Source organism: [Bacillus] caldolyticus, from assembly GCF_003595605.1.
Classification (GTDB): domain Bacteria; phylum Bacillota; class Bacilli; order Bacillales; family Anoxybacillaceae; genus Geobacillus; species Geobacillus thermoleovorans.
Map to the genome: position 1 here is coordinate 968,367 of NZ_CP025074.1, position 16,126 is coordinate 984,492.

General features: G+C 55.3%; 13 protein-coding genes. All 13 read right to left on the reverse strand.

From position 1 onward, the window contains the following. Positions 1–89: 89 nt before the first annotated feature. The gene (locus tag CWI35_RS05060) at positions 90–1,064 is read right to left on the reverse strand and encodes a quinone oxidoreductase family protein (protein ID WP_060788046.1); all 975 of its coding nucleotides are present in this window, start codon (positions 1,062–1,064) and stop codon (positions 90–92) included. Next, a complete protein-coding gene (locus CWI35_RS05065) occupies positions 1,061–1,843 on the reverse strand; it encodes a 2-phosphosulfolactate phosphatase (protein WP_014195328.1) in 783 nt (260 codons plus the stop codon). The genes CWI35_RS05060 and CWI35_RS05065 overlap by 4 nt, the downstream gene beginning before the upstream one ends. Positions 1,844–1,852: 9 nt before the next feature. Next, on the reverse strand, positions 1,853–2,911 hold the full coding sequence (locus CWI35_RS05070) for a phosphotransferase family protein (protein ID WP_119877535.1): 1,059 nt from the start codon (positions 2,909–2,911) through the stop codon (positions 1,853–1,855). Positions 2,912–3,009: 98 nt separating this feature from the next. Further along, positions 3,010–3,594 carry a TetR/AcrR family transcriptional regulator gene (locus CWI35_RS05075; protein ID WP_119877536.1) on the reverse strand — a complete coding sequence of 195 codons (585 nt, stop codon included), beginning with the start codon at positions 3,592–3,594 and terminating at the stop codon, positions 3,010–3,012. 236 nt (positions 3,595–3,830) lie between these two features. Then, the gene (locus CWI35_RS05080) at positions 3,831–5,198 is read right to left on the reverse strand and encodes an ISLre2-like element ISGsp3 family transposase (protein ID WP_015374689.1); all 1,368 of its coding nucleotides are present in this window, start codon (positions 5,196–5,198) and stop codon (positions 3,831–3,833) included. Positions 5,199–5,404: 206 nt separating this feature from the next. Next, entirely contained in the window at positions 5,405–7,024 is a 1,620-nt protein-coding gene (locus CWI35_RS05085; protein ID WP_119877537.1) for a long-chain-fatty-acid--CoA ligase, read from the reverse strand. A gap of 21 nt (positions 7,025–7,045) precedes the next feature. Further along, the gene (locus CWI35_RS05090; protein ID WP_015374321.1) at positions 7,046–7,828 is read right to left on the reverse strand and encodes an SDR family oxidoreductase; all 783 of its coding nucleotides are present in this window, start codon (positions 7,826–7,828) and stop codon (positions 7,046–7,048) included. Positions 7,829–7,848: 20 nt separating this feature from the next. After that, positions 7,849–9,060, reverse strand: coding sequence for an acyl-CoA dehydrogenase (locus CWI35_RS05095; protein ID WP_119877538.1), 1,212 nt, complete (start codon positions 9,058–9,060; stop codon positions 7,849–7,851). A gap of 137 nt (positions 9,061–9,197) precedes the next feature. Beyond that, a complete protein-coding gene (locus CWI35_RS05100; RefSeq protein WP_119877539.1) occupies positions 9,198–10,064 on the reverse strand; it encodes an NAD(P)-dependent oxidoreductase in 867 nt (288 codons plus the stop codon). Between the two features lie 98 nt (positions 10,065–10,162). Beyond that, positions 10,163–10,948 carry an SDR family oxidoreductase gene (locus CWI35_RS05105; RefSeq protein WP_033025003.1) on the reverse strand — a complete coding sequence of 262 codons (786 nt, stop codon included), beginning with the start codon at positions 10,946–10,948 and terminating at the stop codon, positions 10,163–10,165. A 102-nt stretch (positions 10,949–11,050) separates the two neighbouring features. Beyond that, entirely contained in the window at positions 11,051–11,269 is a 219-nt protein-coding gene (locus CWI35_RS05110) for a hypothetical protein (RefSeq protein ID WP_033008438.1), read from the reverse strand. 118 nt (positions 11,270–11,387) lie between these two features. After that, a complete protein-coding gene (gene odhB / locus CWI35_RS05115) occupies positions 11,388–12,656 on the reverse strand; it encodes a 2-oxoglutarate dehydrogenase complex dihydrolipoyllysine-residue succinyltransferase (RefSeq protein WP_119878003.1) in 1,269 nt (422 codons plus the stop codon). A gap of 31 nt (positions 12,657–12,687) precedes the next feature. Next, positions 12,688–15,540: a 2-oxoglutarate dehydrogenase E1 component gene (locus CWI35_RS05120; RefSeq protein ID WP_119877540.1), complete on the reverse strand. Its 2,853-nt coding sequence runs from the start codon at positions 15,538–15,540 to the stop codon at positions 12,688–12,690. Positions 15,541–16,126 lie beyond the last annotated feature (586 nt).

The following is a 16,126-nucleotide window of genomic DNA, read 5'->3' on the forward strand; positions in this document are numbered from 1 at the left end:
CTCTCATTTCCGCAATCGATTCTTCCGCACTATATTTTGTGTCTACCCTGAAGGCAGACAGCCTTTTGGGTCAGCCCCCTCTTCTTTACTTATGGCACAAGCAATAGCTTGCCATGCGTTTTCCGCCCCTGCAGCAGCCGATGCACTTCAGAAGCCTGCTCAAGCGGGTAGACGCCGCCGATCATCAGCTTCAGGCTTCCTTCCTGCACCCACGCGAGCAATTCCCGCAAACTTTGTTCGTACAACGCCCGCTTTTTCATGATTTGCGGCAAGAAAAAGCCGATCACTGACCAGTTTTTCGCCATCAGCCGGACTGGATTGAGACGCGTCATTTCCCCGCTCGCCGCCCCATATACGACCAGGCGGCCGAACGGAGCAAGGCAATCGAGCGTCTGATGAAAGACATCGCCGCCCGCCATTTCCAAAGCGACATCGACGCCGCGCCCACCGGTCGCCTCCATCACGGCCGCCGCCCAGCTGTCTTTTGTATAATCAATGGTGACATCAGCGCCAAGCTGTTTGGCGAGCGCTCGTTTTTCCTCCGTGCTTGCCGTGGCGATGACCATTTTGGCGCCGAACCGTTTCGCCAATTGGACGGCAATCGTCCCAACGCCGCCGGCTGCGGCATGAACGAGCACCGTCTCTCCTTCTTCCAAGCGGCCCATCGTTTTGAGAATATGGTAGGCGCTTAGCCCTTGCACCGGCAAGGCCGCCGCCTGCCGGGCATCCATTCCATCCGGAAGCGGCACGACCGCCCGTTCATCGACGGCGACAAACTCAGCGTAGCCGCCGGATTCGATCAACGCGACGACGCGTTGCCCCGGGAGGACCGTTTGCACCTCCGGACCAACTTCACGGACAACGCCGGCCACTTCCGTCCCAGGGATGAACGGAAGCGGCGTCGGCACAACATAGCGGCCTTCCCGTCGGGCTGTATCCGCATAGTTGACGCCGATCGCTTCAGCTTCAATCACGACTTGCCGCCCCGTGGGTTTCGGACGTTCGCCTTCGCAAACACGCAAGACATCCGGTCCACCGTATTCAACGAATTGGACAAATTTCATGGCGATATCCCCTCTTTCGTTACTTTTGTCGACGCCATATTGCGCAGTTCCAGGCCGAACGGCCCCAGCTCAAGTTTTGGAACGGCAGAAAGCGACCCGTGCCGGTTGATGTAGTCGATTTCTTTTTCCAAGCCGTACGCCGTCATCCAACGGCCGACGCGCGAGGCAGACAACACTTCTTTCGCCTTTCCTTCATCTGAATATTGCCGGTAAAAGAACCATGCGGCCGTCGCGCTGTCGGACAGCTCCGCCGCGTTGATCCCTTGCTCGATCAAGCAGTGCACAAAGTAGCCGGCGCCATAAAAGTCTTCTAGGCAAAAACGGCCCGACGAGCCGGAACAAATCACAATGATCGTCTCTTCCTGATGCAAACGGCAAATATGCTCGCTGACCGCCGGGCTGTTCAGCAAGCTCGCCGCGTACACCGCACGGGCTGGCTGAGCTCTGCGAATCGCCACCGTGCCATTGGTCGTCGATAGCACGACTGTTTTCCCTGGACAAACCGTTTGCAAAAACAGCGGCGCCGGCGGATGAAAACCGGCGATCGTCCGCCCTTCGTATTCGCCGACGAGCTCATAGCTGCCCTCTGGCAAGCGAAGCGCGATCTCCTTGGCCTCCTCGGCATCGCGCACCGGGATCACCGAACGAGCGCCGGCAGAGAGAACTGCTGTAATCGACGAGGTGGCAAGCAAAACATCGAACACGACAGCCACCTTTCGATCAGCAAGCGCCATCTCATCAATGTCTTCTTTGCGCAGCACGACATGCACTTTCGTCATCACGCCGCCTCACCGTCCTGTCGCCAGCTGCCATGCATGCTCAATGAGCGCTTCGACAAACTGGCCAAAATGGCGAAACCGCTCATCGTTCGTCTGTCCGCGGCGGTAGCGGTAATAAATTTGCTGGCAAATGACCGCTAATTTAAAGTAGGCAAACGTTAAATAAACGTGTATATCGGACACATCACGGCCGCTTTTTTTGGCATATGCCTCAATAAACTGTTCGCGCGTATAAAAACCGGGACGGACGGTGACCGGCGCGCGGCCAAACCCACTTTTAATGAGTGGAGGATCGTCTTCCTCAATCCAATAACTCATGGCCACCGCCAAATCGGCCAGCGGATCGCCAACGGTCGACATTTCCCAATCGAACAAGCCGACCATTTTCGTCACATCGTCTTTGGCAAACAAAGCGTTGTTCAGCTTAAAGTCGTAATGGATGACCGTCGCCTCTCGCTGCGGCGGAATATGGGACGCCAGCCATTTCATAAGCGCTTCGGCCTCCGGGATATCATCCGTTTTCGCCCGTTCGTAACGTTGGATCCAGCCGTGCACTTGCCGCTCCATAAATCCTTCCGGCTTCACCATCTGCACGAGCCGTGTTTTCGTATAGTCAATTTGATGAATTTGTACAAGCGTTTCGACCATCGTCTCGGAAATGCCGCGGCAGACGTCTTCCGTCGGATGAATGTCATCTGGAAAATCACTGTCAATCACAACACCATGGCGCCGTTCCATGACGAAAAACGGGCTGCCAATCACAGACTCATCTTCACAAAAATAAAACGGCTTCGGCGCTAGCGGGAAGAGCGGATGAATTTCCGCAAGCCACGTGCTCTCCCGCTTCATGTCGTGCGCTTTCGGCGGCACCGGGCCAAACGGCGGCCGGCGCAGCACCGCCTCCCACTCCCCACAGCGAAGCAAATAGGTCAAATTCGACCGGCCGGCAGAAAACTGCTGAATCTCAAGCTCCCCGTCCGGCATGTCCGGCAGCACCGTGCGCAAAAACTTGGCCAGCTTCCCTGCCGGCAGTTCTTCCCCCTTGCGCACTGGAATAATCGCTGTCATCTCCCTCTCCCCCTTGGTCAACAATTCAAGCGCGCCATTGCCGCCGCACGAACAGCATCCATCGACACACCTCGGATCAAACTTGTTTGTCTCTCTTTTCACTCGGCTTTCGAGACAGACGGCGCGCTCATGCCATCAAGCAGGATCTCCACCATTTGCTTCGCCACCTCGGCATCGGTCAGCTCTCCGTCCGGACGAAACCATTGGTAGCTCCAATTGGCCGCCCCAAGAACGGTAAGCGTGGCGATCGATGGTGACAAATCGCAGCGCAGTTCACCGCTTTTCATTCCTTCCTCAATCAACGACTGCAGCCGATAGCGGAACAAATCGCGCTTTTCTTTTACTTTTTGTAAATGCTCCTCACTCAAATGCTTCATTTCACGAAAAAAAATGCGAGCTTCCCTTCCTTGCCGCTCGACATTATGAATGAGCATGAAGATAATGTCATACAGCTTCTCCCGCAACGGGCGCCGTTTATCGCTTATAATGCGCTCCTCTTCGTCAAGCAGCCTTTCAATGTAGCGAAGGTGAATATCCATCAACAGTTCTTCTTTGCTTGTAAAATAGTAATAAAACGTCCCTTTTGTCACCCCGAGGGCGTCAACGATGTCTTGGATCGATGTTTCGCTGAACCCATTTTGTTCAAACAGCTCAATGCTGGCAGCCATAATTTTCTCCTTCATGTTTTTACACCTCTTGCCTAAAATGTAGTCGCTGCCAGCTATTGTACCATAAAACGGCCAAGCCTGCTTCGGACTTGGCCGAAAGGAGTCAGTCAAGACTTTGTGGAGAACATTTTTTCGGTTCACTACGGGCGTTGTCAATCACTAGTTAGCGAACCATTTTCAGGAATTAATATCGTAAGCGCTTTCGGACTCTCATCCCTCATCTTGAGGCGATGATACGATATTCCATTTTTTTACACCCAACCACCATCCCGGAGCGCCGACAACGCTTGATGGATCGGTGTCCCGGATGACCGCTGCAGACACGGTAGATTCTGACGCACCACATCTGCCCATAACCGTCCGGCCTTCCGTTTGGCCTGTTCGATCCGCTTGGACTTTGTTGAGGCCGAGGCCGCCGTTCGGGTCTCTTCTTCCTCCACCAACTGCCCATTTCTCCGCCAAATCCCGTCGATTCGGGCCGCCATCGCCCTCAGAAACGCCCGAAGCCCTTGGTCTTTCCAGCTGCGGCGGGATTTCACCCGATGCGCAAACCGGCTCATCACGCTCTCGGCGTGGCCCATCGGACGCATGCCGGTCGTCTCCACCCCTTGCTCCGACAGCCACTCCCGATAGTCCCGGATGCATCCCGGCATCGACTCGATCCGGCGGATCATGGCAGCCATCTGCTTCTCTTTCGCTTCGTCCTCCAACGTGCCGACCGCGCTGTTCAGCTCCACGAGAAGCCCCTCTTCGTCTTGTTTCGCCAGCTTCTTCCGCACCTCCCGCCAACGCGGATGGCCGGACAGACACTGACGCAGCTCCCGCGCCACATGAAATCGATCCAGCTGAAAGCACGCCCGCTTCCCAAAATACTCCCGGCAGGCCGTGATCCACGACGCCGCGTCGCCGTTGATGATCAACAGGTCCCGGCACGGATCATAGGCATATTCGTTCATCAGCCACTCTTCGAACCGTTCCCACACGTCTCCCTCCCCTTCATGGAGGTAGTGGCGCCGGTTCACGAGCTCGAGCTGCGAACCGTTTCGTTTCCATCCCTCGTGAACCGCCAGGATTTTCTCTTCTTTCGCCCGTTTCCCTTTCCCCTGGCGGGAAATAAACAGTCCATCCGCCTCCACAAACAGCACCCGGCCGTGCCGTTGGGAAACAGGGCGGTGCAGCGAGACAGGGGCCTCCAGCACCAGTTGGCGAATCGCCTCGTGGCTCATGACCGCATACCCCACGATCGACTCCAACGTACGGGCCGCTTTGCGGTAGGAAGAGCACTCGACGGCCAACTCGACCGCCGTTTCCTCGAGGCAAGGACTGATCGATCGGGCCCCATCAAAGCCTAATTCGGCATCCAGCAAGAAGGTATAGTTCCCCGTTTGCCGGTCATAGTAGTAGTTCCGTCGAAACGTCACTTCTCCAAACAGCGTTTGGATCGTAGTCGGCCGTTTGTCTTTCAGCTGATACCGGCGCTTGTCCCGCGCTTCCGCCAGTTGTTGATCAATCTCCTCCAAAAGGGCCGCCAACAAGACAGCGAACACCTTTTGAAGAGTTCTGACTAATTGTTCCTCCAGCTCTTTTAATAAAGGCCATTCTGTGGTAAGATGTTTCATGGACTCTCTCCCTCCTGTTTTCGGTTGATGTTGACAATCACCATCATAGCAGGGAGAGAGTCCTTTTTGCATGACATTTGCTTTTTTCTACCGCGCTTCGCTTGGTGGCCCCGACGAGCGTCGCGAACAAAAGTTCGCAACCCTCGTCGGGGATCATTTCGGAATGTCACCCACAAATATTTTACTCACACGCCGAAAGCCCTCTGTTATTGCGGGCGGGACGCCTCTTCACGCAAGGCGCGGCGCAAAATTTTCCCGACGTTCGTCTTTGGCAGTTCGGCACGGAACTCGACAATGCGCGGCACTTTGTACGCCGCTAAGTTTTTTCGGCAATGGGCGATGATCTCTTCCTCGCTTGCTTGCATCCCCTCTTTCAGGACGATGATCGCCTTCACCGTTTCGCCGCGGTACGGATCAGGCACACCAACTGCCGCCGCCTCTTTCACCGCTGGATGTTCGTACAGCACTTCTTCGATTTCACGCGGATAAATGTTATAGCCGCCGGCGATGATCAGATCTTTTTTCCGGTCGACAATCGTCACATACCCTTCCTCGTCAATCGAAGCCAAATCGCCAGTGTACAGCCATCCGTCGCGCAGCGCCGCCGCCGTTTCTTCCGGCATGTTCCAATAGCCTTTCATCACTTGCGGTCCACGGATAATCAGCTCGCCGACTTCACCCGGCGGCAATTCCTGCGTGCCGGTCGCCACATCGACGACTTTGTATTCGGTGAGCGGCATGCCGATGCCGACCGTGCCCGGCTTGCGCGCCGCAAACGGCGGATTGCAATGCGTCACGGGCGATGCTTCCGACAAGCCGTATCCTTCAAGGATAACCGCTCCCGTTTTCGCTTCGAAGTCGCGCATCAATTCAAGCGGCATCGGCGCGCTGCCGCTGTTGCACGTTTTGATGCTGCTGATGCCGTACTGTTCGACGCCCGGCGTATTGGTAATCGCGACGTACATCGTCGGCACTCCCGGAAACACGGTCGGTTGCTTGTCGCGAATCGTCTCCAACACTTCTTTCAGCTCAAAGCGCGGCAGCAAAATGTTTTCCGCTCCTTGGTAAATGGCCAAGTTCATTCCCGACGTCATCGCGAACACGTGGAACAACGGGATGACGGTTAAATATCGCTCTTTCCCGAACTCAAATGTCCCTTTGAAAAATTCGGCGCATTGCAAGACGTTGGCGAAAATGTTGCGATGGGTGAGCATCGCCCCTTTTGAGCGCCCTGTCGTCCCGCCAGTATATTGCAACACAGCGACGTCATGCGTTGATTCGATCGACACCGGGCGCACAGCTCCGCTTCCTGCAGCAAGAAATTCGTCAAACGTGACATCTCCTTCAGCCAGCGAAACGGATGGCGGCGCTCCGAAGCTGACAGTGATCGCTTGTTTGACGGCTGTCTCCCCTCTGACAGCGGCAAGGCGCGGATAAAGCGGTTCATAAATGACGATCGTCTCGGCGCCGGAGTCTTTGAGCAAATAGGCAAGTTCGCGCTCAACAAGCATCGGGTTCACTTGTGTGACGATCGCGCCCGCCTGCAAAATGCCGTAGTAAGCGATGACATACTGTGGGCAGTTCGGCAGCATAATCGCGACGCGGTCGCCTTTTTGCACGCCGCGCGCCTGCAGCCTCGAGGTGAAACGGTTGACTGCTGCAGCGAGCTCGGCATAGGTGATCGTTTGGTCATAAAACGTCAGCGCCGGCTGGGAGCCGAATTCCGCCGCCCGTTCATGCAGTACATCGCATACCGTTTTGTCGGGAATATCCATATAGAACGAAATGTGTTCCGGATAAAGAGACAACGCCCGTTTTTCGCTCATTTGCGTTTCCTCCTTTTTTAATTAAATGCCGGTCGCGTGGCTGCCGCCGTCAACGACGAGGAGCGCGCCCGTGACAAAGGCGGACGCCGGGGAAGCGAGAAACAAGACGGCCCCTTTCAAGTCATCTTCGCCGCCAAAGCGGCCGAGCGGCGTATGCTCGAGCACTTTTTTCCCAACGCGTTCAAGAACGACTTTTGACATTTTCGTCGGGAAAAAGCCCGGCGCCACCGCGTTGACGCGAATGCCGTGCTTCCCCCATTTGGCTGCTAGGTCCCTCGTAAACGTAATAACCGCCCCTTTGCTCGTGTTGTAGCCGATCGTATTTAAAATGTCCGGGTGCGTGCCGCCAAGGCCGGCGACGGAAGCGATGTTGATGATGGCGCCGCCCGTTTGCTTCTCAATCATCACCTTGCCGGCCGCCTGGCTCATGAGAAACGTGCCGGTTACATTGACGTTCATCACCTTTTGCCATGCTTCAAGCGGCATCTCTTCGACCGGCGCTCCCCACGTCGCTCCGCTGTTGTTCACCAAAATATCGATGCCGCCAAACTCCTTCACCGTCGTTTCGACGACATGTTGGACATCATCCGGGTTCGTCACATCACACTTTAGCGCCAATGAACGGACGCCCAGCTGTTCCAACTTTTCTTTCACTTGCTCGCACGCCTCCACTTTGCGCGAGCAGACGACAACGTTCGCCCCCGCTTCGGCGAGGCCGACGGCGATTTGCTCGCCGAGCCCGCGCCCGCCGCCGGTGACGATGGCGGTTTTTCCTTCGATTTTAAACAAGTCCAACACATGCATAAACGCCACTTCCTCTCCCTTTATTGTTCATATGGACGCAACTCAAGCTTGGCTACTTGCTCTTTATGCACCTCATCCGGCCCGTCGGCCAACCGAAGCGTGCGCGAGTTCGCCCACATGGCAGCAAGCGGAAAATCGTTGCTCACCCCGGCGGCGCCGAACGCCTGAATGGCACGGTCGATGACCTTCAAAGCGACATTGGGCGCCACCACTTTAATCATCGCAATTTCTTTGCGCGCCGCTTTGTTGCCGACCGTATCCATCATGTACGCCGCCTTCATTGTCAACAGGCGCGCCTGCTCGATCTCAATGCGCGACTGGGCGATCCACTCGCGGATGACGCCGTGTTCAGCGAGCGGCTTGCCGAACGCCACCCGCGACTGTACGCGCCGGCACATGAGTTCAAGCGCTCGCTCCGCCGCTCCGATGAGGCGCATGCAATGATGGATTCGCCCCGGTCCAAGCCGCCCTTGGGCGATGGCAAATCCTTTCCCTTCTCCCCAAATGATGTTCTCTTTCGGCACTCGCACGTTGTCATACGTAATCTCCGCATGCCCGTGCGGCGCATGGTCAAAACCGAACACCGGCAGCATCCGTTCGATTTTCACCCCCGGCGTATCAAGCGGAACGATGATCATCGACTGCTGCTCATGCTTCGGGGCATCCGGATTCGTTTTCCCCATCACAATGGCGACTTTGCAGCGCGGGTCGCCGGCGCCGGACGACCACCATTTCCGCCCGTTGATGACGTATTCGTCCCCGTCGCGGACGATGGAAGCGCGAATGTTCGTCGCATCGCTTGACGCGACGTCCGGTTCGGTCATCGAAAAGCAGGAGCGGATTTCTCCGTTCAAGAGCGGGATGAGCCATTTCCGCTTTTGTTCTTCTGTTCCATAGCGGACGAGTACTTCCATGTTGCCGGTATCCGGCGCATTGCAGTTGAACACTTCCGGAGCGATGAGCGAACGGCCCATAATTTCGCAAAGCGGCGCGTATTCGACGTTCGTTAAGCCGGCGCCGTATTCGCTGTCCGGCAAAAACAAGTTCCAGAGCCCTTCTTTTTTCGCTTTTTCCTTCAGCTCTTCGATGATGGGCGGCACCCCTGACCATCTTGACTCTTGGGCGTTCAGCTGCTCCTCATACACCCTTTCGTTCGGATAAATGTACTCTTCCATGAAAGCGCTTAATTTTTTGATCAACTCTTGGACTTTCGGCGAATAGGAAAAGTCCATGTCATCCCCTCCCTGTATACTAACCGGTTAGTATGTGCCCTTTATTTCTACTATACCTCGACCAAAAGAAATATTCAATATTTTTTGATAAATATATCTCACATTCAAAAAAAGAGAGGACGAATCCGCCCCCCATGTCACTGTCTGATATAGCGTTTGTACAATGCTTGCGTGCCGCTGTTTTCCTCACCGGCTTGCGCCAGCTCCTCATACATTTGTTTGGCGAGCGCCAGCCCTGGCAGCGGCAAGTTCATCCGCTCGGCTTCCTCAAGCGCAATTTTCATATCTTTAATGAAATGCTTGACGTAAAACCCCGGAGCAAAATCGCCTGACAACATGCGCGGCGCCAAGTTGCTCAGCGACCAGCTGCCCGCCGCCCCTTTGGCGATGCTTTCCAACACTTTGAATGGATCAAGACCAGCCCGCTTCGCATACGCCATGGCCTCGCAAACGCCGATCATATTGGTGGCGATGGCAATTTGGTTGCACATTTTCGTATGCTGGCCGGCTCCAGCTCCTCCTTGCCGCACGATGTTCGTGCCAAGCCGCTCGAGAATCGGCTTGCACGCCAAAAAGACGTCCTCATCACCGCCGACCATAATCGTCAACGTTCCTTCGCGCGCACCGATGTCACCGCCGGACACCGGGGCGTCCAACGCGTGAATCCCTTTTTGCTTGGCTGCTTCATAAATGGACTTTGCAAGCGTCGGCGTTGACGTCGTCATATCGATGACATACGTTCCCGGCCGCGCATTCTCCAAAATGCCGCCTTCGCCGAAATACACTTGCTCGACATCGTGAGGATCGCCAACCATCGTGATGACGACATCCGCCTCCCGCGCCAAATCAGCGACCGTTTCCTTCCAAACCGCCCCTTCCTGAAGCAAGTCTTCCGCCTTTTCTTTTGTGCGTGTATAGACGAGAAGCGGATAGCCCGCCTTCAGCAAATGGCGCGCCATGCTTTTTCCCATGACGCCAAGGCCGATAAACCCGATCGTTTTCAACGCTGTCCTCTCCCTTCTTGTCCGTTTGGCCGCAAGCGCCCAGCGATCTGCCCACCACCTGCGCTTCGCTTAGCAGCGGAGGCTTCTTTCGAAAATCGTTAAATCGCTTTGACCATGCCGCCGTCGACGATCAACGCTTGTCCGGTGACGTACGAGTTCGCTTCGGACAATAGAAAGACGACGACGTTCGCAAATTCTTCCGGCGTCCCGTAGCGGCCGAGCGGAATGGCGCTTTTCATGCGCGCTTCCATTTCTTCTTTCGTAATGCCGAGTTTCTCGGCATTCACTTTGTCCAAAAAGGCGACGCGCTCCGTCGCGATCCGACCAGGAGCCACCGTATTGATTAAAATGCCATCCGAAGCCAGCTCAACAGCAAGCGTTTTCGTCAGCCCAACGATGCCAGTGCGGAACGTGTTGGATAAAATAAGTCCCGGAATCGGCTCTTTAATCGATGATGAGGCGATGTTGACAATTTTTCCTCCCTTTTTCTTTAAGTAAGGGAGCGCTTCGCGAATGAGGCGAATATAGCTCAACAAATTGAGCTCAAACGCATATTGCCAGTCTTCGTCGCTCACCGTTTCAAACGTTCCCGCCGGAGGGCCGCCGGCGTTGTTGACGAGCAAATCGATCGTCCCAAACGTCTCGACCGTTTTGGCGACAAGCTGGCGAATGTCGTCGGCGTTGGTGACATCTGTGCGCGTATAAGCGACGCGTCCCTTATGTAAACTGTTCAATTCTTCCGCCACTTCGTGCAACTTTTCTTCGTTTCGGCTCGTGATCATCACGTTTGCTCCTTCAAGCACAAGCGCCCGGGCGATCGCCTTGCCAAGCCCTTGGCTCGAGGCAGCGACAAGCGCCGTTTTTCCCGCCAATCCAAGTTCCATCGTCATCCCTCCAACAAAAGAATGGGTGTTACGTAACCATATTCGCGCTCATTCGTCATTTTCCTTCTTTCGATCAGCGAAAAAAGTGATCCGCTGGGCGGATCACCTCTCTTCGAAAAGCGACTGAAACCGTTTCATCTCTTCCTCGACGTCAAGGCGATCAACGTGAAACGGATTCGGATTGGCAGCCTTCATCGGATCAGCATCAGTCCGCACCCCAATCGCCTCGGCGCCGTCGGCGGTCGGATCGTTGATGACGCTTTCACGCGCGCCGTCGCGGTAAAACATGTGCGGGTGATCGTTTCGTCCACGCTCTGGCATCAAATTCCCCCCTTTTTTCCGGTAGTGTTCCGTAAGACATGGAAAATCATTCACCGATCAGGGAAAGGCGGGAAAAAGAAAGAGCCCGCGCATCGCAGGCTCCCCTTTTCCTTCCTAATCAACTTTCAAGCAGCAAATCTTCCGGATTTTCGATCAAGTCTTTCACCGTTTTTAAGAACCCTACGGCCTCTTTGCCATCGATGATGCGGTGGTCGTACGACAAGGCGACGTACATCATGGGACGGTTTTCGATCCGCTCTTCATCGACGGCGACCGGACGCAGTTTGATCGAATGCATCCCTAAAATGCCGACTTGCGGCCCGTTGAGAAGCGGGGTCGACAGAAGCGAACCGAACACACCGCCGTTCGTGATCGTAAACGTGCCGCCTTGCAAATCGGCGAGCGACAACTTGTTGCTGCGCGCTTTTGCGGCCAATTCGGCAATGTCGCGCTCAATTTCAGCGAAGTTTTTCCGGTCGCAGTCGCGCACAACCGGAACGACAAGCCCTTCGTCCGTCGACACGGCGACGCCGATATCATAATATTTTTTCAACAAAATTTCGTCGCCTTGAATTTCCGCATTGACGTACGGATATTTTTTCAGCGCGGCGACAGCCGCTTTGACGAAAAATGACATAAAGCCGAGGCGGACGTCATGCTCTTCGAAAAATTTATCTTTTTTCCGCTTGCGCAGATCGATGACCGCCGACATGTCAATTTCGTTAAATGTCGTCAACATGGCGGTCGTTTGTGTCACTTCAAGCAGCCGTTTGGCGATCGTTTGCCGACGGCGCGACATTTTTTCGCGGATGACCGGCTTGCCGGCCTCAGCGGTTGGAACGGCGGCCGGCGTCGACGTCGGCGCGGCTTGCGGCGCCGGCTGCGGAGCGGCGGCCGGCTGGGCGGCAAACGAGGCGACGTCTTGTTTGCGCACGCGTCCAAGCGGATCAACGGTCGGCACTTGCGTCAAGTCGATCCCTTTTTCACGCGCCATTTTCCGGGCGGCCGGAGAGGCGATTGGCCGCTGGCTCGGCGCCTGGGCAACCGCAACCGGCTGCGGCGCTGGCTGCTCAGCACGGTCGACCGGCACAGCCGGTTTTGGTTCCTCGGCCAGCTGCGGCGCCTTCTCTGGTGCAGGCGGTGCCGACGCCGCTCCTTCTCCGATAATGGCGATCGCTTGACCGACCGCAACCGTATCGCCTTCATTGGCAAGCAGCTGTTGCAAAACACCCGACTCTTCCGCCATAATTTCCACGTTCACTTTATCCGTTTCAAGCTCGCAAATCGATTCTCCTTTTTCCACGTAGTCGCCCGGTTTTTTCAGCCATTGGGCGATCGTTCCCTCCGTGATGGATTCTGCTAACTCTGGGACTTTGATCTCAGCCACGTTGATGCCCTCCTCAAATGTTCCGTAGTCATCATTCATGCTTCGTCAATGCACAGCGGATGATGCGCTCTTGCTCTTTTCGGTGGACGACCGGATCGCCTTCCGCCGGGCTGGCCCGCCGGCGCCGCCCAATGTAGCTGACATCGACACCCTCTGGAGCCAACGCCCGCAGGTGCGGCTCCATATACGTCCACGCGCCCATGTTTTTCGGTTCTTCCTGCACCCAGACGAGCTCTTTGACGTTCGGATAGCGGGCGATGATGTCTCTCACTGCTTCTTCCGGGAATGGGTACAGCTCTTCAATGCGCACGACGTGCAGCCAATCGAGCCCTTCGGTTTTGCCGATCTGTTCGGCTAAATCGATCATCAATTTTCCGGTGCCAAACACGATGCGTTCCACTTTGCCAGCGTCAGCGCCCAATCCCGGCTGTTCCAGCACCGGCGAGAACGCACCGTCAACGAACGCTTCCGCATCCGATGCCGCCAGCGGATGACGGAGCAAGCTTTTTGGCGTCATAATGATGAGCGGACGCACTTCTTCCCTTGTCAACAGCGCCGCCTGCCGCCGCAAAATATGGAAATATTGCGCGGCCGTCGATAAGTTGGCAACCGTCCAGTTGTTTTCCGCCGCCAGCTGCAAAAAGCGCTCGACGCGGCCGCTTGAATGTTCCGGGCCCTGCCCTTCGTAGCCGTGCGGCAAGAGCATGACAAGCCCAGATTTTTGCCCCCATTTCGCCCGGCCGGATGAAATGAATTGATCAAACATTACTTGCGCCATGTTGGCGAAGTCGCCAAATTGCGCTTCCCACAGCACGAGCGTCTCCGGCGCGTACACGTTGTATCCGTATTCATAGCCGAGCACGGCGGCTTCCGTCAGCGGGCTGTTGTACACGACAAATGACGCTTTGGCGCCGCTGATATGGTGAAGCGGCACATACTCTTTGCCGGTTTTGACGTCATGCAGCACTAAATGGCGCTGTGCGAACGTGCCGCGCTGCGAATCTTGACCAGTCAGACGGATCGGCACCCCGTCTTGCAAAATCGTGGCGAACGCCAAAATTTCCGCGTGCGCCCAATCGACTTTGCCGTTTTGCGCAAACACGCCGCTTCGCCGTTTTAAAATGCGCTCAAGCTTGTTAAAGACGTTGAATCCGTCCGGAAACTGCAACAATTCTTCGTTCACACGATGGAGCACGTCTTTCGCCACGCTTGTTTTCACTTCCGGCAGCCGATCGACGACCGGTTTGGGCGGATCCATGATGAAATCAAGCTCGTCTTCGTTTTTCGGCACCCGCTCATAGGCGATTTTCAGCCGTTCCGCCACCTCTTGCTCCATTTCGTCGACTTCCCGCTCGGTGATGATCCCTTTTTCCATCAATTTTTGCGCATACAGCCGGCGTACGGTCGGATGTTGGTTGATGATCGCGTACATCGTCGGGTTCGTCGCCATCGGCTCATCCATTTCATTATGACCGAAACGGCGGTAACCGATTAGGTCAATGACAAAGTCTTTTTTAAACCGCTGGCGGTAGGCAAACGCCAAGCATGCGGCCGCCAAACAAGCCTCCGGGTCGTCGGCATTGACGTGCACAATCGGCACCTCAAACCCTTTCGCCATATCGGAAGCATACGTCGTCGAGCGTGAATCGTAACTCTCCGTCGTAAAGCCAATCATGTTGTTGGCGATGATATGGATCGTCCCGCCGGTCGTATAGCCGCGCAGCTGGCTTAAGTTGAGCGTTTCCGCGACGATCCCTTGTCCCGGGAACGCGGCATCGCCGTGAATCAAGATGGCAAACGACGCATCAGTATTTTGCACCGGCACGCCTGGTTTTGTCCGATCTTCTTGCGCGGCGCGCGTGTAGCCAAGCACAACCGGATTGACCACTTCGAGATGGCTTGGGTTGTTAGCGAGCGTAATCCGCATCGTATGCGCGCTTTTATTGCGAAGGCGGCGCGCCGCCCCTAAGTGGTATTTGACATCGCCCGTCCACCCGTACGTGATCGCCACTGACCCTTCAGACGGAATGAAATTTTTGCTTTCCGCATGCTGAAACTCAGCGAAAATCATTTCGTACGGCTTGCCGAGCACGTGAGCCAGCACATTCAGCCGGCCGCGGTGCGCCATGCCGATGTTGACGGCATCGATTTCATGTTCGATCGCCTGCCTGACAAGCTCATCCAAAAGCGGCACCATGGCGTCAAGCCCCTCAATCGAAAACCGCTTTTGCCCGACGTACGTCCGATGGATGAATTTTTCAAACCCTTCGACTTCCGTCAAGCGACGCAACAAGGCGACCCGCTCTTTGTTCGCCAGGCTCGGATAGTACGCTCCGGACTCAATTTGCTGGATGAGCCAGTTCCTTTCTTCTAGATTATGTACTTGCGAGAATTCAAACGCGATTTTATCGGTATAAACTTTGCGCAAGTGCAAGATGGCATCCCAGCCGTTTTGAACATGGGCCGGAGCATGCGGGCAAAGGAACGCAACTGGAATGCGCTTTAAGTCCTCTTCCGTCAAATCGTACTCGTCAAGCTCGAGACGGCGCAGCTTTTTCTCTTCTTTGACGAGCGGATTCGTGTCGGCAGCCAGATGACCATAATGGCGAATGCTGTCCGCCAGCTTGACAGCGGCGACAAGCTTGCTGAAGGCGTTCGGCGTTTCCGGCAGCCGAAATGTTTGGTGTGTTTGTGCCACACCGCCGTCTGCCGGTGAAACCGGCTCTTCGACAACCGGCGCCCCCCACTGTTCGAATAATCGTTTCAGTTCCGGGTCGACACTGTCCGGGTCATCGAGATACTGTTCATACATGTCGATGACATAACCGAGGTTCGGCCCGTAAAACTGGCTCCACGGTTGAGCGTAGTTCGTCTGTTTTGCCATCGTGAAAAAACCTCCACCTTGTTTTCGCATCGTTTGGGCTGGCAACAGCTATGCATAAAAGTCCTCATTGCGCTGCCAGCATCCCCAAACGTACAGCAAAATAACGGTATAAACGTTTTCACTATTTATTTTAGCACTATCGCTCACTAAAATCGACGAAGAAGCTGAAAAAATTTCACTTATTATCATTGTATGAATACAAAAAAGATCGTGACTGCACGGCGGCGGGACATTCATGATTTTAAGTAAACGCCGACCGACATTCATCTCCCGCTTATTTTGGACTGCACCCTGTACAAAGCGAAAGTGAAAGTCTCCTATTCGAAAATGATTGAACGCCTCTTGCCTGCGCAAACGTTTAGCGGTGGGAGATTCTTTGGAATAACCGCTCCACGACAGGCTTGCCAGCCAAGCCATCCTCGTGTGTCCCACGGTTCCGTTGTCTTACGAAGACAGCAAGCGAAATCCTTCTTTATTTTGGGCGGCGTTAGGGAACATCCTTGATGCTTCATCCCCCACTTACGCACGCGGAAATGGGAGCCTTCTCGGCTGGAGATGATAAAAAAGGCGCCCCGTTGCCGCTAGG